Here is a 22,768-nt window from a genome sequence, read left to right as displayed (position 1 = left end):
GCGGGCGCGCTGCGAGCGCGCGCGGACGCCCCCATGCTGGACGTTCCGCCGAACGACGACAGGGGAGTTGCTCATGTCCGACCAGACCACGCCGCAGGACCCCACGACGCAGCAGCCGCAGCCGGAGCAGCCCGCGGACCAGCTCCAGCCGCCGGGACGCACGGGCGACATGTCGCAGGAGCCGGACCACGGGGAGACCACCTACCGGGGGTCGGGCCGGCTCGACGGGAAGCGGGCGCTGATCACCGGCGGCGACTCGGGCATCGGCCGGGCGGTCGCGATCGCGTTCGCGCGCGAGGGCGCGGACGTCGCGATCTCGTACCTCCCGGAAGAGGAGGAGGACGCCCGCACGACGGCCCGGTGGATCGAGGACGCGGGCCGCACGGCCGTGCTGCTGCCGGGCGACATCCGCGACGAGGCGTTCTGCCGGCAGCTCGTCGCGGACGCCGTCGCGGGCCTCGGCGGGCTCGACGTGCTGGTGAACAACGCCGCGTACCAGATGGCGCAGGACGAGGGACTGCGGGGGATCACGACCGAGCAGCTCGACCGGGTCCTCAAGACGAACGTCTACGCGCTGTTCTGGATCACGCAGGCGGCGCTCGACCACCTGCCCAGCGGCGGCGCGATCATCAACACGACCTCCGTCCAGGCGTTCGACCCGAGCCCTCCGCTGCTCGACTACGCCAGCACCAAGGCGGCGATCCTCAACTTCACCAAGGGGCTGGCGCAGCAGCTCGCGCCCGAGGGCATCCGCGTCAACGCCGTGGCGCCCGGGCCGATCTGGACGCCGCTCATCCCGGCCACGATGCCGGAGGAGAAGGTCGAGCAGTTCGGTGCCGACACGCCGCTCGGCCGCGCCGGGCAGCCGGCCGAGCTCGCGCCGGCGTACGTGTTCTTCGCCTCGCAGGAGTCGAGCTACATCACCGGTGACCGCATCGGCGTGACCGGAGGTCGGCTGCTCTGACGGGTTCTCCCGTCCCCCCGGCGCGCACGAGGCGGCGGCCACCCACCCGGGTGCGCCGCCGTCGTCGTGCACGGGAGAAGATGGTCCCGGGGGACACCGACCGAGAAGGAGACCCATGCCCGCGCCCACGACGCCCACCCGCGAGTTCGTCACCGGCCTGCCGAAGGCCGAGCTGCACCTGCACCTGGAGGGCACGCTCGAGCCCGACCTCAAGCTGCGCCTCGCGCAGCGCAACGGCATCGACATCGGCCAGTCGACGGTCGAGGAGGTGCGCGCGACGTACGCGTTCGACTCCCTGACGAGCTTCCTCGCCGTGTACTACCCGGCGATGGAGGTGCTGCAGACCGCGGACGACTTCTACGAGCTCGCCGACGCCTACCTCGCTCGCGCGGCGGCGGACGGCGTGAAGCACGCCGAGATGTTCTTCGACCCGCAGGCGCACACGTCGCGCGGCGTGCCGTTCGAGGCGGTCGTGACCGGGTACCACCGCGCCGCGGCCGAGGCGCCGAGCAAGCACGGCATCGACGCGCACCTCATCCTGTGCTTCCTGCGCGACCACTCCGCGCAGAGCGCGGCCGAGACGCTCGAGGCGTCGGTGCCGTTCCGCGACAAGATCCTGGGCGTCGGGCTCGACTCCGACGAGCGCGACAACCCGCCGCAGAAGTTCGCGGACGTGTTCGCGCGCGCCCGCGAGCTCGGGTACCGGCTGACGATGCACTGCGACATCGACCAGGTCGGCAGCATCGACAACATCCGGACCGTGCTCGACGAGATCGGCGTGGACCGGGTGGACCACGGCACGAACGTCGTGGAGGACCCGGCGCTCGTCGACGTCGTGCGCGAGCGCGGGCTGGGCCTCACGACGTGCCCGATCTCGAACTCGTTCGTCACCGACGACATGAAGGCGACCGAGATCGCCGGCCTGCTGCGCTCGGGCGTGCGCGTCACCGTGAACTCCGACGACCCGGCGTACTTCGGCGGCTACGTCGCGGAGAACTACGTCGCGCTCGCGGAGGCGGCGGGCCTCACGACGCAGGAGGTCGTGCAGCTCGCGAGGAACTCGTTCGAGGCGTCGTGGCTCGGCGACTCGCAGCGCGTGGCCTACCTCGCCGAGATCGACCGGTACGTCGCGGCGTTCGACGCGACCGCCGTCTGACCCGGCCACCCACCCCGCCGAGGTAGAGCCCCGGTCCGCCGAGGTAGAGGCGTGGTCGTGACCACGGCTCTACCTCGCGGGACCGGGGCTCTACCTCGCGCGATCGAGGCTCTGTCTCGCGGTTCTGGGCGCTCGTCCCGCGCGGACGTACCGGGGAGTAACGTGTCGGGGACGGCCGCCGCCGTCCGTTCGGCGGCGAGCACCCCCGCAGGGGGTGAATAATCTCCGGGTGCCGCACGTTGGCACGCACGGGACCCGCGCGCGCGGAACGGCCGTCCGCGGCCCCGCACGCGGGCCCCTGCCCGCAGGGGCACCACGACCACCGGCTTGGCGAGAGGGCGACCAGAGCTCATGAAGGATGTGCTGTACGTCGACGGCGGGACCCCGCTGGACGGGACGATCACCGTGCGCGGCGCGAAGAACTTCGTGTCGAAGGCGATGGTGGCGTCGTTGCTGGGGGAGTCGCCGAGCGTGCTGCGCAACGTGCCGCAGATCCGCGACGTCGGCGTCGTGACGGGGCTGCTGGAGCTGCACGGCGTCACCGTGAAGTCCGACCCGGACGCAGGGATCCTCGACCTGGACCCGTCGAACGTCGAGTCGGCGCACGTCGCGGACATCGACGCGCACGCGGGCTCGAGCCGCATCCCCATCCTGTTCTGCGGCCCGCTGCTGCACCGTCTCGGTGAGGCGTTCATCCCGGACCTGGGCGGCTGCCGGATCGGCGACCGGCCGATCAACTACCACCTGGACATCCTGCGCCAGTTCGGCGCGGTGGTGGACAAGCGGGAGAACGGCATCCACATCCGTGCCCCGCGTCGCCTCCAGGGCACGAAGATCGCGCTGCCGTACCCGTCGGTGGGCGCGACCGAGCAGCTCCTGCTGACGGCCGTGCGCGCCGAGGGCATCACGGAGCTCGCGAACGCCGCGATCGAGCCCGAGATCATGGACCTCATCGCGGTGCTCCAGAAGATGGGCGCGATCATCTCGGTCGACACCGACCGCGTGATCCGCATCGAGGGCGTCGACCGCCTCGACGGCTACACGCACACCGCGCTCGGCGACCGCATCGAGGCGGCCTCGTGGGCGTCGGCCGCGCTGGCGACGGGCGGCGACATCACCGTCAAGGGCGCGACGCAGCCCGAGATGATGATGTTCCTCAACACGTTCCGGAAGGTCGGCGGCCGGTTCGACGTCCAGGACGACGGCATCCGGTTCTGGCACCCGGGCGGCGACCTGTCGCCGATCGTGCTCGAGACGGACGTGCACCCGGGCTTCATGACGGACTGGCAGCAGCCGCTCGTCGTGGCGCTCACCCAGGCCAAGGGGCTGTCGATCGTGCACGAGACGGTCTACGAGAACCGCTTCGGCTTCACGGACGCGCTGCGCGGCATGGGCGCGACCATCCAGGTCTACAAGGAGTGCCTGGGCGGGCGCGACTGCCGGTTCGGGCAGCGCAACTTCCACCACTCCGCGGTCATCTCGGGCCCGACGCCGCTCGCCGCTGCCGACATCGAGGTGCCCGACCTGCGCGGCGGCTTCTCCCACCTCATCGCCGCGCTCGCCGCGAAGGGCACGTCGACCGTGCGCGGCATCAGCCTCATCGACCGCGGCTACGAGAACTTCCAGGACAAGCTGGTCGCGCTCGGCGCGGACGTCCGCCGGGACTGAGCCGTCCACGGGTGCCCGGGGCACCCACCTCATGACGACTGTCACGGCCTCGCACGCGGTCCGCGTGCGAGGCTGGTCGTCGTGATCACCCGACCGCGCACGTTCCTCGACGTGTGGAGCCGGCGGACCGGCCCCGAACGGTTCGACTCCTACACCCGATGGTCGCTCTACTTCCTCTCGGGGACCGAGCCCCTCATCGCGCTCGCCCTCATCGGGAGCGACCCGACGTTCGACCCGTCGGTGACGCGGTTCTGGCTGGCGCTCGTCCTCGTGCACACGGTCGTCTGCATCCTCGCGCTGCGCGCCGGGATCGGGCACTTCCTCGGCGGACGCCGCGTCCACCCGGTGCTGCTCGTCCTCCTCGGGGTCCTCTCGCTCGCGGTCGCCGCGCTCGCCGTCGGCACCTTCCCCGTGGACGGGGTCGACGACGTCGCCGCGAGCAGTCGCTACTACGGGCTGCTCCTGGGCCTCGGCTACGGGGTGCTGGCGCTCGTCCCCCTGCTCACGTTCCGGCGGGTCGCCCTCGTCGCGCTGGTCCTCGCCGTCGTCACCGGGTGCTCCGTGTGGATGGGCACCGGGCCCGTGACGGCGCGGACGGCGGGCATCGCGGTGGGCCTCGGCCTCTCGGTCCTGGTCATGCTGCTCGGCGTCTTCGGCTCGTACCGCGCCTCGGTCTGGATGCTCGGCGTCGTGTGGGAGCAGGAGCGCACGCGCGTGCTCCACGCCCGCCTCGCCGTCGCCGAGGAGCGGCTGCGGTTCTCGCGCGACCTGCACGACGTCTTCGGCCGCACGCTGTCCGTGGTCGCCGTGAAGAGCGAGCTCGCGGCGGAGCTCGCGGCCCGCGGCCGCCCCGGCGCCGAGGAGCAGATGCTCGAGGTCCGCCGCATCGCGCAGGACGCGCTGCGCGAGGTGCGCGCCGTCGTCGCGGGCTACCGCACGGCCGACCTCGGTGCCGAGCTGGCCGGGGCGCGGTCCGTCCTGCGGTCCGCCGGGATCGAGACGACCGTGCACGGCGACGAGACCCCCGTGGGCGAGGACGCGCAGGAGGCGCTCGCGTGGGCGGTCCGGGAGGCCGTGACGAACGTCGTGCGGCACTCGACCGCGCGCACGTGCACCATCACGGTCCACCGCGACGGGGCGTCGAGCGTCGTGGAGGTCGTCAACGACGGCGTCCCGACGACGCCGCGCACCGGCGGCGGGTCGGGCCTCGTCGGGCTCCGCGAACGCCTGGAGGGCGCCGGCGGTCGCCTCGAGACGTGGGTCGACGACGGCCGCTTCGGGCTCGTGGCCCGCGTGCCCGACGCCGCCCGTCCCCACCGCGCGTCCCCGTCCCCGCTCCCCGAGAGGACCACCCCGGCGTGATCCGCATCCTGCTCGCCGACGACGAGAACCTCATCCGCGACGCCGTCGCGTCGCTCCTCGCGCTCGAGGACGACCTCGAGGTCGTGGCGCAGGCGGCGTCCGGCCCCGAGGCCGTCGCGGCCGCGCTCAAGCTCCGGCCCGACGTCGCCGTGCTCGACCTCCAGATGCCGGGCCTCGACGGCGTCGAGGTCGCGCAGCGGCTCGCCGGCGAGCTGCCGTCGTGCGGCGTCGTCATCGTCACGAGCCACGGTCGCCCGGGCTACCTCAAGCGCGCGCTCGAGGCGGGCGCGCGGGGCTTCCTGCCGAAGACCGTCTCGGCGCGCGTCCTCGCGGACGTCGTGCGCCAGGTGCGCGACGGCGGCCGGTACGTGGACCCGGAGCTCGCCGCGGAGGCGATCGCCGCGGGCGCGAGCCCGCTCACGCCGCGCGAGGCCGACGTGCTCGAGCTCGCGGCCGACGGCGCCCCCGTCGAGGAGATCGCGACGCGCGCCCACCTCGCGCCCGGCACGGTGCGCAACTACCTCTCGTCCGCAGCGGCCAAGCTGGGCGCCGCGAACCGGCACGAGGCCGCGCACGCCGCGCGACGGCACGGCTGGATCTGAGGGCGGGCTCCGCCCGGTAGGCTCGGTGACCGTGCCGAGCCAGCCCCAGACACCGCGCGCGTACAGGACTTTGGCGTTCGTGCTGCGCCCGATCCTGTTCGCGATCACCCGACGCGACTGGCGGGGTGCCGAGAACCTGCCCGACGGCGGGTTCATCGCCGCGGCGAACCACGTCACCGAGGTCGACCCGGTGACGCTCGCCCACTTCCTCTACGACCAGGGCCGTGCCCCCAAGATCACGGCGAAGGCGTCGCTCTGGAAGGTGCCCGTGCTCGGCGGTCTCCTCACCCGCACCGGGATGATCCCCGTGCACCGCGGCACCGCGGGCGCCGCGCAGTCGCTCGTGGACTCCACCGCGCGGCTCCACGAGGGCGAGTGCGTCGTGTTCTTCCCCGAGGGCACGCTCACGCGCGACCCGGACGGCTGGCCCATGGTGGGCAAGACCGGCGTCGCGCGCCTCGCGCTCGCGAGCCGGGCGCCCGTCGTCCCCATCGCCCAGTGGGGCGCGCACCGGCTCCTCGCGCCGTACGGCAAGGTGTTCAAGCCGATCCCGCCCAAGCAGGTCGCGGTGCACGCGGGCCCGCCCGTCGACCTCTCCGACCTCTACGACCGCCCGCAGGACACCGCGACGCTGCGCGAGGCGACCGAGCGCATCATGGCCGCGATCACGAGCCAGCTCGAGGAGATCCGCGGCGAGAAGGCTCCCGCCGAGCGGTTCGACCTGCGCCGTCGGCCCGGGACGGAGGACCGCGCGTGAGCGCCGAGCGGATCGTCGCCGCCGTCCTCGGGTCGGGCAGCTGGGGCACCACGTTCGCCGCCGTCCTGGCCGACGCCGGGTGCGCGGTGCGTCTCTGGGGCCGCGACGCCGAGGTCGCCGAGCAGGTGAACGCCTCGCGCCGCAACGAGAAGCGGCTGCCGGGCATCGACCTCCCCGACGGGATCCGCGCCACGACCGACGCGGCCGAGGCGCTCGCGGGCGCCGGGCTCGTCGTCGTCGCGGTGCCCTCCCAGGTCGCGCGCGAGACGCTCACCGAGCTCCGCCCGCACGTGGCGCCCGGCGCCGTCGCGGTGTCCCTCATGAAGGGCGTCGAGCTGAGCACCGACCGGCGCATGAGCGAGGTCGTCGCGGAGTCGCTCGGCCTGGCTCCCGAGCGCGTCGCCGTCGTCTCGGGGCCGAACCTCGCGCGCGAGATCGCGCACCGGCAGCCGACGGCGACCGTCGTGTCGTGCGCCGACGACGACGTGGCACGCTACGTGGCGCGCGCGTGCTCGTCGTCGTACTTCCGCCCGTACACCAATCGGGACGTGGTCGGCGTCGAGCTGTGCGGCGCGGTGAAGAACGTCATCGCGCTCGCCGTGGGCATCGCCCAGGGCCGCGGGTTCGGCTACAACACGACCGCCACCGTCATCACGCGCGGCCTGGTCGAGATCACGCGCCTCGGGCTCGCGCTCGGGGCGGACGCGGAGACGTTCCCCGGGCTCGCGGGGATGGGCGACCTCGTCGCGACGTGCTCGTCGCCGCTCTCGCGCAACCACACGCTCGGCAAGCACATCGGCCAGGGCCTGAGCCTCGACGACGCGATCGCCGCGACCGGCGGCACGGCGGAGGGCGTGAAGTCGTGCCGCTCGGTGCTCGAGCTCGCGCGCAAGGTCGGTGTCGACATGCCCATCACGGCCGGGGTCGTCGCGGTGCTCCACGAGGGCATGCCCGTCGACGAGATGGCGCGCGGCCTGCTGTCGCGGCCGCAGAAGGCCGAGGGCGTCTCGGCGGAGCGCTGAGGCCCTCGGCCTGACGAGTGGGGCCGTCAGCCGTCGTCGCGGACGTCGACGACGACGCGGGTCGGGTCCTCGAGCGAGAACACCCGGAACGGGCGCCGCTCGTCGTCGACCCCGACGAACGCCTGCGTGTACCCCTCGAACACGCCGCGCAGCAGCACCTCCTCGACCTCGCCGTCGTCCCCGGCCCGGACGGGGTTGGGGCCCGCGTACTCCTCGACCCCGGTGTCCATGGGGTACCCCGAGCCGGAGATCATGACCTGCAGGTAGGCGTCGCCGTCGACCGCGACGACGTCACCCTTGCCGTCGTCCGTCGGCTGGTCCACGTACTCGACCCGCCACCCGGGCGTCCCCGTGCCGCCGAGCTCGAAGACGACCCGGTCGAACCCGTCGTGGTGCCCGACCCGGACGTCCGTCACCGTGAGCGCGGCGTCCGCGGACGGGTCCTGCGTGTCCGGCTCGGTGTTCGCGGGGAACGGCAGCGGTGCCTCCGTCGCGTCGTCCGACGGCGTGGACGCGCCGTCGGACGGCTCGGCGCCGGGCTCCGGGGTGGTGCTCGGGGAGTCGGTGGGGCTGGGCGACGCGCTCGTCGCGGTGCTCGACGGCGAGGGCGACTCGTCCGACCCGCCCGGGCTGCACGCCGCGAGGGCGAGGACGAGGACCGCGCCGGCGACGGCGGCCGGTCCTCCGGGCACCGCGCGGCCCGTCGGTCGTGCCTGCCGCGTCCGCACCGCTCGTCGTGTCGTCATGCCGTCGATCCTAGAAAGCCCAGGTCACGCGCGCGCGGCGGGTGGGCCACGGTCCGGCGACGGTCGTGTCACAGCCCGGTCTCGGGGACCGCGCACCCTGTCCTGACGAGGTGGCTGCCGCTACCCTCGGGGGATGCTGCAGGGGATCGGTGGTGCGTCCTTCGCGGTCGCGCTCACGGGAATGGTGGTCGTGGGAATCGTCCGCTTCGCGTCCGGGGCGGAGGCGCGTGCCCGGCGCTCCGAGGGCGCGGGCGAGAGCGCGTCGTCCGGCATGTTCGGCGAGATCGTCGAGATCTTCCAGCCCAGCCGGACGCACCTCACCGAGGAGAAAGAACGTCAGCGGCTCGACATCGTCCAGCGTCCGGCGGAGGGCCGGCCGTTCGACGTCGACCTGGACGGCGGGGTCTTCTACGTCCCTCGGGAGCAGTCCCGCCGCGGCTCCCCGGCACCCGAGCCCGACGCGGGCTAGGGTGCGGTGACCCACAGGTGGTGGTGCGCGGGCCGTGGCGGCCTGCGCGGAGAGGATCCAGGGCGTGCGTGACGAGCATCTGTTCGGTATCCGCCTGCACCCGGTGGCAGCGAGGGCCGACCTCGACCCCGGGGCCCGCGAGATCGGCGTCGTCCACGACGGAGAGCTTCTGGTCGTGGAGCACGAGGACGGGTCGACCTGGGTGCGGGACGTCTCGACGGGCGACTCGTCCCCCCTCAACCGCCACCGGGCGGCGACCGAGGGGTTCCTGGAGGCGTTCGCGGAGTACCTGAGCTCCGGACGGCCCGCCCCCGGGCCGACGACGATGACGGCCGAGCAGGCCGCGGAGCGCCTGCGTGCCTTCCGGGCGGGGGAGATCCGTCCGCCCTCCCGTCCGTCCGGGCGCAGGGCTCCCTCGCACCGGGCGCGGCTGCGGACGCTCCGCACGAGGCTGCGCGCCATCGACAGCGCCGCGACCGGGCCGGACTCCTGGTGGAGCGGTCCCCTCGAGGAGGCGGAGAACGACCTGCTCTGACGGGGTCGGAGCGTGGCGGTGCGGAGCCGGACCGACGCACCCGCCGCCGCGGCGCCGCGCGGCCGGGGCCGTGGCGCGCGTCAGTCGACCGCGCTGCGCAGCGCCCGGTCCAGGTCGCGCCAGAGGTCCTCGACGTCCTCGACGCCCACCGAGAGCCGCAGCAGGTCCTCCGGGACCGTGCGCGACTCGGTCGCGAACCGGCGTCGGCGTTCGAGGCTCGACTCGACGCCGCCGAGGCTCGTCGCGGGTACCCACAGCCGGACCGCCGCGACGACGGCGTCCGCGCCCGCCGCACCACCCCGCGGGCGCATCCCGAGGATCGAGCCGTACCCGGTCATGAGGCGCGTCGCGCGCTCGTGCCCCGGGTCGTCGGGCAGACTCGGGTGCCGCACCTCGACGACGTCGGGGTGCTCGGCGAGCCGGCGCGCGAGCTCCGCCGCGTTCTGCTGGGAGCGCTCGACGCGCAGGGCGAGCGTGCGCAGGCCGCGCAGCGCGAGCCACACCTCGAACGGCCCGGGGATCGAGCCGTGGAGCGTGCGGTAGGCACGCAGCGCGGCTGTGAGCTCCGGCGTGCGCGCGACGGCCGCCCCCAGCACGACGTCGGAGTGCCCGGCGAGGTACTTCGTCACCGAGTGCACGACGACGTCCGCGCCGTGCGCGAGGGGCTGCTGGCCGAGCGGGGTCGCGAACGTGTTGTCGACCGCGGACAGGACCCCGCGCTCGCGCGCCGCCGCGAGCAGGGCGGGCAGGTCGGCGACCTCGAGCATGGGGTTCGTCGGGGACTCGACGAGGAGGAGCGATGCGCCGTCGAGGGCCGCGACGACCTGGTCGGTGTCGGCGACGTCGACGCGCACGACCTCGACGCCGGCCCGTGCCGCGAGGTCGTCCGCGAAGCCGAGCGACACCTGATAGGCGTGGCGGGGCAGCACGACCTTCCCGCCCGCGGGCACGGCCGAGAACACCGCGGCGATCGCCGCCATCCCGGAGCCGAACACCACGCCGGGGTGCTCCGCGCCCTCGAGCGCGGCGAGCGCCTCCTCGAACGGGTGCCACGTCTCGGTGTCCATCCGCGTGTACAGGAGCTCGCCCGGCTGCTGGACGCCCTGCGACACGTACGTCGAGGACAGCACGATCGGGGGGTTCACGGGCGCGCCCTGCGACCGCTCGGGGCGTCCCGCGGCGACGGCGACGGTCGCGGGGGACAGGGCGTCGGAGGCGTGCGGGTCGGTCATGGCGGCAGCGTACGCCCGGCCGCCCGACGAGTGCCCCGGGCGACCACCCCCTGACCGAGCGACCAGGCGATCACGGTCGGCCGAGCAGGTCGTGCTGGTGCGTCGTGCGGCCGGGACGTGCCAGGACCACCTGCTCGGCGCCGGCGGTCCGCGTCAGGGGAGGGGGCCCAGGAGCGACTGCGCGACGGTCGAGTGGGCGGACTCGTCGTCGGACGGGTGGAAGATCCCGGCGAGGACGTCGCGGTAGAGGCGGCCGAGCTCGTTGCCGGCGAAGTAGCTGGAGCCGCCCGCGACCCGCACCATCTGGTCGACGACGGTCTTCGCCGTCTCCGTCGCGCGCACCTTGAGCCCTGCGGTCGCGCGGAACCAGCCCGCGCCGCGGTCGACGAGGGCGTCGAGCTCGGCCGCGACGGTGTCGATCTGCGGCCAGACGGCGTCGAGCGCGAGCGCGGCGTCGGCGAGGCGCCAGCGGACGTCCGGGTCCTCGGAGAGCGGCGCGCCGTCGTTCTTCATCGACGTCCGACGGCGGGCCGCGGCGACGCCGAGCTCGAGCGCACGGTCCGCGATGCCCGTGTACACCGACGCGAGCAGCGTCTCGAACGTCGTGAAGATCCCGACGACGAGGGGGTCCAGCGTCGGGCCTGGCGGCAGCCGCCGGACGACGCGCTCGACGGGGGCGAACGCGCCGTCGAGCACCGTGGAGCGCGACTGCGACGCGCGCATGCCCATCGTGTCCCAGTCGTCGAGCACCTGGACCCCGGCGTCGCGCGACACGAACGCGTGCACGAGGCGCGGGGCGTCGCGCGACTGCGTGTCGAGCCCCAGCACGCCGAGCCGCGTCCACGCGGGCGAGTTCGACGTGAAGATCTTGCGGCCGTGGAACGTGTACCCGCCCCGCTCGTCCGGGCGGGCCTCGGTGCGCGAGCCGAGCAGCACGAGGTCGTTGCCGCCCTCGGAGTACCCGAACCCGAAGACGCCCCCGCGGACGGCGTCCTCGAGCAGCCAGTCGAGCGACGCGTCGCCGCGCAGGTGGAGGTAGCGCGCGACGCCCGTCCACACGTGGTGCATGTTCACGGCGAGCGCCGTCGCGGGGGCGGCACCCGCGAGCCGCGCCTGCTCGTGCGCGACCTCGCGCAGGGTGAGGCCCGCGCCGCCGAACGACTCGGGCACGAGCGCGCGCAGGTACCCGGCCTCGGTGAGCGCCGCGAGGTCCTCGGTGAAGAACGCGTTGTCGCGGTCGTAGCCCGCGGCCCGGCCGCGGACCTGCTCCAGCAGCTCGTCGGAGAGCAGCGTGCGCGGCGTGGGGAACGGGGCGGGGGACGGGACGGGCGTGGGCATGGCCTGCCTTCGGTCTCGGGACGGACGGTGGAGGGGCGGACGGGGAAGGGCCCCGGCGACGAGCGTCGCCGGGGCCCCTCCACCGTACGGCGGCCGGTGGCCGCCGTCAGCCCACGAGGACGGGCACCGGATCCTCCGGGTGGGGGAGGATGCGGCGCAGGACGTCTGCGAGCGTCACGACGCCGACGAACCGCTCGCCGTCCATGACGACCGCGAGCTGCTCGCTCGACTCGCGCATGCGCGCGAGCGCGGCGTGCACCGTGGTGCCGGACTCCAGGACGAACCCGGGGCGCGCGAGCTCCTTGGCGAGCCGGTTGTCCGGCTCGAGGAGCGTGTCGCGCACGTGCACGACCTTCGGGACCACGCTCCCGTTCTGGACGAGGATGCGCAGGTGGCCCGAGCGGGCCGACGCGCGTCGCACGTCGGCCGCGGTCGCGTCGGCGGGGACCGACGTGGGCCGGCTCCCGGCCGGCACGAGCGCGTCGACCGTGAGGGTCTCGAGCTCGATCACGCCCGAGATCTGCGCCCGGTACGACGCCTCGAGCGCGCCGACGTTCGCCGAGTGCTCGACCAGGTGCCGCAGGGTCGCGGCGTCCTGCCCGCCACCCTCGACGTTCTCCACCGGCTCGACGCCCACGGCCCGCACGCAGCGGTTCGCGAGCTCGTTGAGCCAGCGCAGGAGCGGGCGGAACGCCCACATGAACCCGCGCATCGGCAGCGCGAGGAGCGTGGCAGACCGCTCGGGGTGGGCGATGGCCCACGACTTCGGTGCCATCTCGCCGACGACGAGGTGCAGGAACGTCACGACGATCAGCGCGAGCACGAAGCCCGCGACGTCGGCGGCCCACAGGGGCGCGCCCCACGTCTCGAAGACGGGCGTGAGCCAGTGGTGGACGGCGGGCTTGGTGATGGCACCGAGCGCGAGCGTGCACGCGGTGATGCCGAGCTGGGCGCCGGCCATGAGGAGCGTGAGCTCGTTCGAGCTGCGCAGCGCGGCGCGCGCGGCGCGGCTCGTGGGCGCGGCGTCCTCGAGGCGGTGCCTCTTGGCACCGAGGAGCGCGAACTCCACGGCGACGAAGAACGCGCTGAGCGCGATGATCGCGACGGTCGCCGTGACGACGACCCAGGGGTTGCTCATCGGGTCTCCTCCGCGGCGTCGGTCGGGTGCGCTGCCTCGCGCGCGGTCGGGTGCCCGACGACGTCGACGGGGACGTCGCCACGCCGCTCGACGAGCCGGACGCGCACGAGACGCGGCACGTGCCGCTCGACCGACAGGACGTCGACGAGGAGGGCGCGGTGCACCGGCTCGTCGTGCACGAGGTCGGCCGGGTCGTCCGGGAGCGGCACCTCTATCTGGTCGCCCGCGCGCGGCAGGGCACCGTGCTGGGCGATGAGGAGCCCCGAGACGGTCTCGTGGTCGCCGCGGGGCAGGTCGTGCCCGAGGGCGCGCTCCGCCTCGTCGACGTGGACGTCGCCGCCCATGACCCACACGCCGTCCTCCTCGGCCGTGACCGTGGCGGGCTGCTCGGGGTCGTGCTCGTCGGTGATCTCGCCGACGAGCTCCTCGGCGAGGTCCTCGACGGTCAGCACGCCGGTGAAGCCGCCGTACTCGTCGATGACGCACGCGAGCTGGTTGCGCGTGGAGTTGAGCTGCGCGAGGGCGTCCGGGAGCGTCATGGCCGTCGGCAGCACCACGGCCTGGCGCATGAGCGCCGTGACGGGGGCGTCCGCGGGCAGGTCGGTCGCGAGGACGTCGGCGAGCTGGACGACGCCGAGCGGCTGGTCCGTGTCGTCGACCACCGGGTAGCGCGTGTGGGCGCGGGCCATGAGCTCGCGCACCTCGGCGACGGTCGCCTCGGGCCGGACGGTCCCCACGCGCGAGCGCGGGATCATCGCGTGCTCGACGTCGCGCTGCGGGAAGTCCAGCACGCGGTCGAGGAGCACGGACAGCTCGTCGGTCAGGTTCCCGCTCTCGCGCGAGTCGGCCACGATGTGCTCGAGGTCGCGCGCGGTCGCGGTGTTGTCGACGTCGTGGACGGGCTCGATCCTGAGCATCCGCAGCAGCGCGTTGGACGCCTTGTCGAACACCGCGATGAGCCAGCCGAACACCGTGAGGTACGCCGACGTCGAGCGCGCCAGACCCTTCGCGAGCGGCTCGGGCCGCGCGATGGCGAGGTTCTTGGGGAACAGCTCGCCGAAGAGCATCTGGATGATCGTCGACAGCACGAGCGCCAGGACGGTGCCCACCGCGACCCCGACACCCGTCGGGACGCCGACGCCGCCGAGCATGGTGCCGAGCGACTGCCCGATGAGGGGCTCGGCCACGTAGCCGACGAGCAGGCCCGTCACCGTGATGCCGAGCTGCGCGCCGGACAGGACGAAGGAGGTGCGCCGGGTCACGGCGAGCGCGCGCCGGGCCGACTCGTCGCCGGCCTCCGCCTTGGCCCCCAGCCGGGAGCGGTCGACGGTCATGTAGGCGAACTCCTGCGCGACGAAGTAGGCCGTCGCCGCCGTGATCGCGAGGACCACGAGGAGCCCGAGGAGGAGGGAGAGGAAGGTCGTCATCGTGCCCGCACCGCCCTGCGGTCGACGGGGACGCGTGGGTGCGTCCGCTCGCTGCCGGGGCCGGTGCGGCCGGGACTATGGTCGGGGTCGTCGGCCGCGGGGGCCTCGAGAGTCGTGTCTTCCACGGCACTCCCAACGCCGGAGACTCCCGGATCGTTCCCGGGATCTCGCCGAGATCTCGCACCGGCGCGCGTCCGCGCGCGAGCAGGCGTCCGGTAGGGTCGTCGGCGATGTCCAGCCAGAGCCCCGACCGGTCCGTGCCGTCCACCGACGAGCACCCCACCGGCGCCCCCCGCAAGCCCCGCGTCCTCGTGCTGTTCGGCGGGCGCTCGGGCGAGCACGCCATCTCCGCCGCGACCGCCGCGGGCGTCCTGCGCGCCATCGACCGGTCGCGCTACGACGTCGTCCCCGTCGGGATCACGCCGTCGGGCGAGTGGGTCCTCGCGGCCGACGAGCCGTCGCGCTGGGAGATCACGGCAGGCCGGCTGCCGCAGGTCGAGCCGACGGGCGAGGAGGTCATCCTCCCGCTGTCGACCGGGCGCCGGGACCTGCGCGTGCTCACACCCGGCGAGGTGCCGCGCGTGCTCGGCGAGGTGGACGTCGTCTTCCCGCTCCTGCACGGCCCCTACGGCGAGGACGGCACCCTCCAGGGCATGCTCGAGCTCTCCGACGTGCGCTACGTGGGCGCGGGCGTCCTCGCCTCGGCGGTCGGCATGGACAAGCACTTCATGAAGCTCGTGCTCGCGGGCGAGGGCCTGCCGATCGCGCCGTACACCGTCGTCAAGCCGGGAGCGTTCGAGCGCGACCCGGAGACGGTGACGCAGGCGGTGGCCGCGCTCGGCCTGCCCGTCTTCGTCAAGCCCGCGCGCGCCGGGTCGAGCCTCGGCATCTCCAAGGTCGACGACCTCGCGGACCTGCCCGCGGCGATCGCGGCAGCGCAGGAGCACGACCCGAAGGTCGTCGTCGAGGCGGGCGTCGTCGGTCGCGAGATCGAGTGCGCCGTCCTCGGCGGGCGCGGGGGAGCGCGGCCGCGCGCGTCCCTGCCGGGGGAGATCGTCGTCACGGGCGAGCAGCACGACTTCTACGACTTCGAGGCCAAGTACCTCGACGAGGCCGGGGTCGAGCTGTCGTGCCCGGCGGACCTCCCGGAGCACCTCGTCGAGCGCGTGCGCGAGATCGCCGTGCGCACGTTCGAGGCGGTCGGCGCGGAGGGCCTCTCGCGCGTCGACGTGTTCGTCACGCCCGACGAGCGGGTCGTCGTCAACGAGATCAACACCATGCCGGGCTTCACGCCGTTCTCGATGTACCCGCGCATGTGGGAGAAGTCGGGGCTCAGCTACCCCGACCTCATCGACGAGCTCGTCGCGCTCGCGCTCGAGCGGCCCACCGGCCTGCGCTGACCGCGCGGGCGGCGGGCCGGAGGCAGGCCCGGGACGGGCAGCGGCTCAGCCGACGTCGCCCACCCCGACGCACGCGCGCGTCTGCGGGACCTCCATGACGGCGCGGCCCAGGTCCGCGATGAACGACGTCGAGTGCCCCTCCGTCACGGCGGGCGGGACGACGACCTGCACCGCGGGGTCGCGCCCGTAGGTGGTGAACGTCCACGTGCCCTCGTCCTCGACGACGAGCCAGTCGACGCTGCCCCCCTCGGACACGACGCTCTGGCACGCCGTCGTCGTGGGCCCGGGCACCTCGACGCCGCACCGCAGCGTCACCGCGGCGCCCGGCTCGCCCCAGGCGGCCGTGGCCTGGCTCGTCGTGCCGACCTTCGGCAGGTCCTCGCCCAGCGAGTCGGGCAGCGCGAGCACGACGTCCGCGCACAGCGGGTTCTGGGCGTCGTCCGCCACGGGGACGCCGATGCGCGGCGCGCACGCGGCGGTCGCGGCCACGACGCCCAGGAGCGCGGGGACGGCCAGGGCGCGGACGAGCCGGCGGCGGGACGGCCGGGACGACCCGGGGCGGGCGGAGGGGGAGCGGGGAGGGACGACGTCGAGCACGCGACCACCGTAGCGGCCCGCGACGGGTGCCCGTGACCGCCCGGGCGGCGACTAGGGTGGCCGCGTGAGCGAGACGCCCCTGCTGGTCCGCGACGTGCCCGAGGAGGCGCTCCTCGCCCGGATCTTCCCCCTGCTGCCCACGGCCCCCTCGACGCTCGTCGGGCCTGGGGACGACTGCGCGGTCGTCGCCGCGCCCGACGGCCGCTACGTCGTGTCCACCGACGTCCTCGTCGAGGACCGGCACTTCCGCCGGCGCTGGTCGACGGGCTACGACGTCGGCCGGCGCGCCGCCGTGCAGAACCTCGCCGACGTCGTGTCCATGGGCGCGCGCCCCGCGGCGCTCGTTGTGTCGCTCGTCATGCCGGGCGACCTGCCGGTCGACTGGGTCACCGGGTTCGCGCGCGGGCTGGCCGACGCGTGCGCCCCGCTCGGTGCCGCGGTCGTGGGCGGCGACCTGTCCGGAGGGGACCAGGTCGTGGTCGCCGTGACCGTCCACGGGGACCTGGAGGGACGCGAGCCGGTGCTGCGGGGCGGGGCCCGGGCGGGCGACGTCGTCGCGCTCGCGGGGACGCTCGGTCGGTCCGCCGCGGGTCTGGCGCTGCTCGACGCCGGTCTTGCGGACGTCGACGACGCGCTCGTCGCCGCCTACCTGCGTCCCGACCCGCCGCTCGCCGCGGGCCCGGTCGCGGCCGACGCCGGGGCCACGGCGATGATGGACGTCTCGGACGGTCTGCTGCGGGACGCGGGGCGGGTCGCGCGGGCGAGCGGCGTCGTCGTGGACCTGGACCCGGGCGCGCTCGACGCCGACCGCGCCCGGCTGCGGGACGCGGGCGCCGCGCTCGCACGCGAGGACGACGGGGCGGAGCTCGTCGACGGGTGGGTCCTGTCCGGGGGAGAGGACCACGGTCTGCTCGCCACGTTCCCCGCGACGGCGCCGCTCCCGGCCGGGTTCCGGCGGCTCGGCACGGTGCGTCCCGCGGGCGACGACGGCCCGGGCGTGCGCCTGGACGGCGCGGTGCCGCGCCGGTCGTCGGGGTGGGACCACTTCCGCGCCTGAGCGCGGGGGTCAGCTCCGGCGGTAGCGGACGGCGGTGAGGTCCTTGCCGCCGATGTCGTCGCGGCGCTCGACCCCGTCCGGGCTGAACCCGTGCCGACGGTAGAACCGGCGCGCACGCTCGGCGTCCTCCAGGACCCAGAGCGTGACGGTGGTGCCGGGGCCCACCTCGCCGAGCATGGTGCGCATGAGGTCGCGCGCGACACCGCGGCCCCAGGACTCGGGGTCGAGGTAGATGGCGTAGATCTCGAGGTCCCCGGGCTCGGCGTCCTCGTCGCGACCCGGGCCGAGGGTGGCGAAGCCGATGGTGCGGCCGTCGGCGTCGGCGAGCCACGTGCGCGCCCCGGCGGTGCCGAGGCTCTGGACCCAGTGCTTCTCACGCTGGTCGTGGTCGAGGGAGGCGAGGTACTCGTCCGGCACGATGCCGGCGTACGCGCCGCGCCACGACGCGATGTGCACGGCCGCGATGGCGCGCGCGTCCGCGGGGCCGGCCGGGCGGATCGTTACCTCGCTCAGTTCCGTCACCATGAACAAAGACTGCCACCCGGGCGGGGATACACCAAGCCCGTTTGTCCGGATCCTCAGGAGGTCTTCGGAGCTCGGGCGTCCGGGGCCGCAGACGACGAGAGCGCCCGCCGGGGACCGGCGGGCGCTCTCGTGGAGGAGTCGCGCGACTCAGGCGGGGCGGGTGACCTTGCCGGCCTTGAGGCACGAGGTGCACACGTTGAGGCGCTTGGGCGTCCCCGCGACCACGGCGCGCACGCGCTGGATGTTCGGGTTCCAGCGGCGCTTCGTGCGGATGTGGGAGTGCGAGATGCTGTGCCCGAAGCCCGGGCCCTTGCCGCAGACGTCGCAGTTGGCAGCCACGGTTTCTCCTGATCGTCGTGCACGTCGCGCACGCAGCGGCGACGTCCTGAATGGTCTGTAGGGTGTCCGGCCCGGTGTCCCTCGGCGGCTCCTCGACGACGTCGAGGGCGCGCGAAGCACCCGGGCAACCTCGTCAGGGTAGCCGATCCGAGGCCCTCAGCTCAAACCGGGTCCGCGTCGCACGGATCACGTCGGACCCGGGGCGGCTCGCCACACGACCGGGGGCCGGGTTGACTACCGTGGTCCCGACGACCGCCGGGTCGTCCGACCCGCCGCGCGCGGCCGGGCCGTCCCCCAGCGTACGAGGAGCCGTCCCGACGTGAGCCCCGGAGCCGACGTGGTCGACGCCGCCGTCGTCGTCGCGTGGGGTCGTGGTGGTGTCCACGCCCTCGCCCAGGCGCGCGCGTCGCTCGACCGCGTGAACGTCTTCCCCGTGGCCGACGCGGACACCGGCACGAACATGTACCTCACGCTGCTCGACGCCGTGCGAGCGCTGCCCGCGGGCACGGCGGACACCGCGGGCTCAGCGGGCGGGGCGGGCGACGTCCTCGTGCGTCTCGCGCGCGGGGCGCTCGTCGGCGCGCGCGGCAACTCCGGCGTCATCCTCAGCGAGTACCTGCGCGGGCTCGCGCTCGAGCTCGCCGAGCACCGGACGGTCTCGGGGGCGGCGCTCGCCGTCGGCCTGGACCGCGCCGCGCGCACGGCCCGGGGCGCCGTCGCACGCCCGGCGCCGGGCACGATCCTCACCGCGGCGGACGCGGCGGCCCGCGCGGCCGCGGACGTGGTCACGGACGGTGACCCCTCGCCCGGTGCCGTCGCCGCGGCGGCGCGGGACGGCGCCCGCGCGGCGGCGCTGCGCAGCACCGACGAGCTCGACGCGCTGGCACGGGCACAGGTGCTCGACGCCGGGGCCCTCGGCCTCGTGCTCGTGCTCGGCGCGCTCGTCGCGGCGCTCGACGAGCGGACCGGCGGATCGGGCCGCACGCAGATCGACGAGCCGGGCCGCGGGCTCGTCGACGCGCGCCTCGACGAGCCCGGCGCGGTACCGGGGACCCCCGCGCCGGTCGTGTCGGAGGTGCTGGGCATGATGTCCGGCATGACGCCGGTCACCGGGTCGTCCCCGGGGGCGGCGTCGGGGACCGAGGCCGCGCACGAGGGGGGCGAGTTCGAGGTGATGTACGTGGTCGACCTGCCGGGCGGTGCCCTCCGCGACGCCGCGGGCGCGTCGACGGGACCGGGGGAGCGGCTGCGGTCCGACCTGTCCCGGATCGGGGACTCCGTCGTGGTCGTCGGCGGCGCGGGCGAGGACGGGTCGGGGCTCTGGCAGGCGCACGTCCACACCGACGACCCGATGGCCGCGGTCGTCGCCGGGCGGGCGGTGCTCGCCGACGCCCAGGGCCGCGCCTCGCGGGAGGGAGCAGGAGCGCTCGTCGCGCTGCGGCAGGTCCGCGTGCGCCACCTGCCGGGCGCGCACGGGCACGGTCACCGAGCGCAAGCGGGCGGCACCACGGCGGACCGTGCCCCGTCCGACGAGCCGGGGCTCGTCGCGGTGACCAGCGCACCAGGGCTCGTCGCGGACCTCGCGCGCGCGGGCGCCGTCGTGCTCCTGCGCGACGAGCCCGGTGCGCCCGACCTCGCGGCGCTGCACCGCGTCGCCGTCGACGCGCGCGCGGCGCACGTCGTGGTGCTGCCCGGCGGCGACCTCCCCGAGCAGGACGTCGCGACGCTCCGCGCAGCCCTGCGCGAGGACGGCGTCGAGTCGCTCGAGGTGCTCCCGGCCCCGACGGACCTGCACGTGACGGTCGCGCTCGCCGCCGCCCAGCTGGTCGACGGCCCCGGACGCGTGGACGCCGTGCGGTCCGCGCTCGCCACGGTGCGCACCTCCCGGGCGTCGGCGGCCGGGACGGACGGCCCCGAGGCCGCGCGCCGGCTCGTCGGGCTGCTGGAGAGCCTGCTCGAGCGTCCCGCCGAGGTCGTCACGGTCCTCGCGGACGACGACGTCCCCCTCCCGGCGCTCGACGCGCTCGCCCCCGCGGCCGCCCGGTCCGGGGCCGAGCTCGTGCTCCTGCGCTCGGGCCGGGACGGCGGCACCGTCGCGCTCGCCGTGGAGGGCGCCGTCGTCCACCACGGCACGGACGAGGTGGTGGGCGCATGACGGACCGGCTGGCCGAGCCGCTGACCCGCGCCGTCGGGACGCGCAGCGCGGGGCCGCTCGCGAAGCTCGGCCTCGAGACCGTGGGCGACCTGCTGCGCCACTACCCGCGCCGCTACGGTGATCCCGGCCGGCTCACGGACCTCGGTGGGCTCGCCCTCGGCGAGCACGTGACGATCGTCGCCCAGGTCCGCAGCGCGACCGTCCGGCGCATGCGCAACCGCGCGGGCGCCATCCTCGAGGCGATCGTGACGGACGGCCCGCAGCAGCTCTCCCTCACGTTCTTCGCCAAGAGCCCCAACGTGCTGCGCTACCACGAGCAGCGGCTCGCGCCGGGGCGGCACGGCCTGTTCACGGGCGTCGTCGGCCTCTACCGGGGCACGCGCCAGCTCACGCACCCCGACTACAAGATCATCGGCATGGACGACGACGCCGAGGACGCCGAGAGCGCCGTCCTCGAGGCGAGCAGGCCCATCCCCATCTACCCCGCGAGCGGGAGCATCCCGAGCTGGAAGATCCAGCCCGCCGTGCGGACCGTCCTCGACCCGCTGCGCGAGGAGGACGTCCCCGACCCGCTGCCCGACGCCGTCCGCGAGAGGCGCGGGCTCGGTACCCGGCTCGAGGCGCTGCGCGACGTCCACGAGCCGTACGACGAGAAGCAGTGGCGGCGCGGTCGCGACCGGCTGCGGTACGAGGAGGCGTTCGTCCTCCAGGCCGCGCTCGCGCAGCGGCGCGCGCGGGCCGCCGCCGAGCCCGCGACCGCCCGCCCGCCCCGGCCGGAGGGCGAGCCGGGCATCCTCGCGGACTTCGACGCGGCGCTGCCGTTCACGCTCACGCAGGGACAGCGCGAGGTGGGCCGGGAGATCGCCGCCGACCTCGCGCTCGCGCGCCCCATGCAGCGGCTCCTCCAGGGCGAGGTCGGCTCCGGCAAGACCGTCGTCGCGCTGCGCGCGATGCTCCAGGTGATCGACGCCGGCGGCCAGGCGGCGCTCCTCGCGCCCACCGAGGTGCTCGCCGCGCAGCACACGCGGACCCTGCGGGCGCTCCTCGGGCCGCTCGCCGAGGGCGGGTTCCTCGGGGGCGGCGAGCACGGGACGCGCGTCGCGCTCCTCACCGGGTCGCTCGGTGCCGCCGCGCGCAAGGAGGCCCTGCTCGACGCCGCGAGCGGCGCGGCGGGGATCGTCGTGGGCACGCACGCGCTGCTCTCCGAGAACGTGCAGTTCGCCGACCTCGGGCTCGTGGTCGTCGATGAGCAGCACCGGTTCGGCGTCGAGCAGCGCGACGCGCTGCGAGCGAAGGCGCGCACCTCCCCGCACCTGCTGGTCATGACGGCGACGCCGATCCCGCGCACTGTCGCGATGACCGTGTTCGGTGACCTCGAGACGTCGTCGCTCACGGAGATCCCCGCCGGGCGGTCGGGCATCACGACGCACGTCGTGCCCGCCGGGAACCCCACCTGGATGGAGCGGACGTGGGCACGCGTGCGCGAGGAGGTCGACGCCGGGCACCGCGCGTACGTGGTGTGCGCCCGCATCCACCCGGACGAGCCGGACGCCGACGCGGGCGGGACGGGGGACGACGACTTCGACGACGTCCCGGACTTCCTGCTCGACCCCGAGGCGCCCGACGCCGTCGAGCGGCCGCCGCTGCGCGCCGTGCTGGAGGTCGCGGAGGAGCTGCGCGCCCACCCGCGGCTCGCCGGGCTGACGGTCGGCGTGCTGCACGGCCAGATGCCGCCTGCCGAGAAGGATGCCGTGATGGCCGACTTCGCGTCGGGAGCCGTCCAGGTGCTCGTCTCCACGACGGTCGTCGAGGTCGGCGTCGACGTCCCGGAGGCCACGGCGATGGTCGTGCTCGACGCGGACCGGTTCGGCATCTCCCAGCTCCACCAGCTCCGCGGACGCGTCGGCCGCGGGTCGGCCGCCGGGCTGTGCCTGCTCGTGTCGACCGCGCAGCCGGGCACGCCCGCCGCGACGCGCGTCGAGACGCTCGCGCGCACGACGGACGGGTTCGAGCTCGCCACCGTCGACCTCGAGCTGCGCAGCGAGGGCGACGTCCTGGGTGCCGCCCAGTCGGGGCGTGCGAGCTCCCTGCGGCTCCTGCGCGTCGTCAAGGACGCGGACGTCATCGAGACCGCGCGGGCGGACGCGGCAGAGGTCGTCGCGCAGGACCCGGACCTCGCGGACCACCCGGCGCTCGCCGCCGCGATCCGCGAGCAGCTCGACCCCGAGCGCGAGGAGTTCCTCGAGCGTGCGTGACGGCGGGGCGCCGCGGCGTCTGCG

21 protein-coding genes are annotated in these 22,768 nt (G+C 75.0%); 13 read left to right on the top strand and 8 right to left on the bottom strand.

Annotated elements, in window-relative coordinates; genetic code table 11:
• Positions 1-73 precede the first annotated feature (73 nt).
• From BXA05_RS14420 to BXA05_RS14390, 7 genes are all read left to right on the top strand, one after another.
• On the top strand, positions 74-964 hold the full coding sequence (locus BXA05_RS14420; RefSeq protein WP_061266821.1) for an SDR family oxidoreductase: 891 nt from the start codon (positions 74-76) through the stop codon (positions 962-964).
• A 115-nt stretch (positions 965-1,079) separates the two neighbouring features.
• A complete protein-coding gene (locus tag BXA05_RS14415) occupies positions 1,080-2,120 on the top strand; it encodes an adenosine deaminase (RefSeq protein ID WP_076405669.1) in 1,041 nt (346 codons plus the stop codon).
• Between the two features lie 351 nt (positions 2,121-2,471).
• Complete coding sequence (gene murA, locus BXA05_RS14410; RefSeq protein ID WP_061266819.1) at positions 2,472-3,788, top strand: UDP-N-acetylglucosamine 1-carboxyvinyltransferase; 1,317 nt, start codon at positions 2,472-2,474, stop codon at positions 3,786-3,788.
• A gap of 81 nt (positions 3,789-3,869) precedes the next feature.
• Positions 3,870-5,150 carry a sensor histidine kinase gene (locus tag BXA05_RS14405; protein WP_083711904.1) on the top strand — a complete coding sequence of 427 codons (1,281 nt, stop codon included), beginning with the start codon at positions 3,870-3,872 and terminating at the stop codon, positions 5,148-5,150.
• Complete coding sequence (locus BXA05_RS14400) at positions 5,147-5,752, top strand: response regulator transcription factor (RefSeq protein ID WP_061266816.1); 606 nt, start codon at positions 5,147-5,149, stop codon at positions 5,750-5,752. The genes BXA05_RS14405 and BXA05_RS14400 overlap by 4 nt, the downstream gene beginning before the upstream one ends.
• A 31-nt stretch (positions 5,753-5,783) precedes the next feature.
• On the top strand, positions 5,784-6,509 hold the full coding sequence (locus tag BXA05_RS14395) for a lysophospholipid acyltransferase family protein (RefSeq protein ID WP_076405815.1): 726 nt from the start codon (positions 5,784-5,786) through the stop codon (positions 6,507-6,509).
• Positions 6,506-7,531, top strand: coding sequence for an NAD(P)H-dependent glycerol-3-phosphate dehydrogenase (locus BXA05_RS14390; protein WP_244550475.1), 1,026 nt, complete (start codon positions 6,506-6,508; stop codon positions 7,529-7,531). Before BXA05_RS14395 ends, BXA05_RS14390 begins: the two co-directional genes overlap by 4 nt.
• Positions 7,532-7,557: 26 nt before the next feature.
• On the opposite strand, the gene BXA05_RS14385 is transcribed toward BXA05_RS14390, so the two are convergent.
• Complete coding sequence (locus BXA05_RS14385; RefSeq protein ID WP_206153646.1) at positions 7,558-8,277, bottom strand: AMIN-like domain-containing (lipo)protein; 720 nt, start codon at positions 8,275-8,277, stop codon at positions 7,558-7,560.
• Between the two features lie 133 nt (positions 8,278-8,410).
• Between BXA05_RS14385 and BXA05_RS14380 the strand changes: the two genes are divergently transcribed.
• Together BXA05_RS14380 and BXA05_RS14375 are read left to right on the top strand one after the other, a co-directional pair.
• Positions 8,411-8,746 carry a DUF6191 domain-containing protein gene (locus BXA05_RS14380; protein ID WP_061266815.1) on the top strand — a complete coding sequence of 112 codons (336 nt, stop codon included), beginning with the start codon at positions 8,411-8,413 and terminating at the stop codon, positions 8,744-8,746.
• 64 nt (positions 8,747-8,810) lie between these two features.
• Positions 8,811-9,281, top strand: a complete 471-nt coding sequence (locus BXA05_RS14375) for a hypothetical protein (RefSeq protein WP_143311166.1) — start codon at positions 8,811-8,813, stop codon at positions 9,279-9,281.
• An 80-nt stretch (positions 9,282-9,361) separates the two neighbouring features.
• Here the strand turns inward: BXA05_RS14375 and BXA05_RS14370 are convergent, their stop codons facing one another.
• The 4 genes from BXA05_RS14370 to BXA05_RS14355 form a co-directional block, all read right to left on the bottom strand.
• Positions 9,362-10,513 (bottom strand): trans-sulfuration enzyme family protein, encoded by a 1,152-nt coding sequence (locus tag BXA05_RS14370; protein ID WP_076405665.1) that lies wholly within the window; start codon positions 10,511-10,513, stop codon positions 9,362-9,364.
• A 153-nt stretch (positions 10,514-10,666) separates the two neighbouring features.
• Positions 10,667-11,851 carry an acyl-CoA dehydrogenase family protein gene (locus BXA05_RS14365; RefSeq protein ID WP_076405663.1) on the bottom strand — a complete coding sequence of 395 codons (1,185 nt, stop codon included), beginning with the start codon at positions 11,849-11,851 and terminating at the stop codon, positions 10,667-10,669.
• A gap of 106 nt (positions 11,852-11,957) precedes the next feature.
• Positions 11,958-12,989 (bottom strand): hemolysin family protein, encoded by a 1,032-nt coding sequence (locus BXA05_RS14360; RefSeq protein WP_076405661.1) that lies wholly within the window; start codon positions 12,987-12,989, stop codon positions 11,958-11,960.
• Positions 12,986-14,416 carry a hemolysin family protein gene (locus BXA05_RS14355; protein WP_082774222.1) on the bottom strand — a complete coding sequence of 477 codons (1,431 nt, stop codon included), beginning with the start codon at positions 14,414-14,416 and terminating at the stop codon, positions 12,986-12,988. The genes BXA05_RS14360 and BXA05_RS14355 overlap by 4 nt, the downstream gene beginning before the upstream one ends.
• Positions 14,417-14,646: 230 nt before the next feature.
• On the opposite strand from BXA05_RS14355, the gene BXA05_RS14350 reads away from it, so the two are divergent.
• On the top strand, positions 14,647-15,816 hold the full coding sequence (locus tag BXA05_RS14350) for a D-alanine--D-alanine ligase family protein (protein WP_061266811.1): 1,170 nt from the start codon (positions 14,647-14,649) through the stop codon (positions 15,814-15,816).
• Between the two features lie 45 nt (positions 15,817-15,861).
• Here BXA05_RS14350 and BXA05_RS14345 read toward each other — a convergent pair whose 3' ends face one another.
• On the bottom strand, positions 15,862-16,413 hold the full coding sequence (locus BXA05_RS14345; RefSeq protein ID WP_232322537.1) for a DUF3515 family protein: 552 nt from the start codon (positions 16,411-16,413) through the stop codon (positions 15,862-15,864).
• A gap of 64 nt (positions 16,414-16,477) precedes the next feature.
• Here BXA05_RS14345 and BXA05_RS14340 point away from each other — a divergent pair, with 64 nt between their 5' ends.
• Positions 16,478-17,470 carry a thiamine-phosphate kinase gene (locus BXA05_RS14340; RefSeq protein ID WP_076405659.1) on the top strand — a complete coding sequence of 331 codons (993 nt, stop codon included), beginning with the start codon at positions 16,478-16,480 and terminating at the stop codon, positions 17,468-17,470.
• A 9-nt stretch (positions 17,471-17,479) separates the two neighbouring features.
• On the opposite strand, the gene BXA05_RS14335 is transcribed toward BXA05_RS14340, so the two are convergent.
• Both BXA05_RS14335 and rpmB read right to left on the bottom strand, forming a co-directional pair.
• Positions 17,480-17,995: a GNAT family N-acetyltransferase gene (locus tag BXA05_RS14335; protein WP_021483587.1), complete on the bottom strand. Its 516-nt coding sequence runs from the start codon at positions 17,993-17,995 to the stop codon at positions 17,480-17,482.
• A 147-nt stretch (positions 17,996-18,142) separates the two neighbouring features.
• A complete protein-coding gene (gene rpmB, locus BXA05_RS14330) occupies positions 18,143-18,334 on the bottom strand; it encodes a 50S ribosomal protein L28 (protein WP_024840757.1) in 192 nt (63 codons plus the stop codon).
• Between the two features lie 319 nt (positions 18,335-18,653).
• Here rpmB and BXA05_RS14325 point away from each other — a divergent pair, with 319 nt between their 5' ends.
• The gene (locus BXA05_RS14325) at positions 18,654-20,489 is read left to right on the top strand and encodes a DAK2 domain-containing protein (RefSeq protein WP_076405657.1); all 1,836 of its coding nucleotides are present in this window, start codon (positions 18,654-18,656) and stop codon (positions 20,487-20,489) included.
• Positions 20,486-22,744, top strand: a complete 2,259-nt coding sequence (recG, locus tag BXA05_RS14320; protein WP_076405655.1) for an ATP-dependent DNA helicase RecG — start codon at positions 20,486-20,488, stop codon at positions 22,742-22,744. The genes BXA05_RS14325 and recG overlap by 4 nt, the downstream gene beginning before the upstream one ends.
• Positions 22,745-22,768 lie beyond the last annotated feature (24 nt).

The organism is Cellulosimicrobium funkei (assembly GCF_900155925.1).
Taxonomy (GTDB): Bacteria; Actinomycetota; Actinomycetes; order Actinomycetales; family Cellulomonadaceae; genus Cellulosimicrobium; species Cellulosimicrobium funkei.
This window is presented reverse-complemented; position numbering and strand designations above follow the sequence as displayed.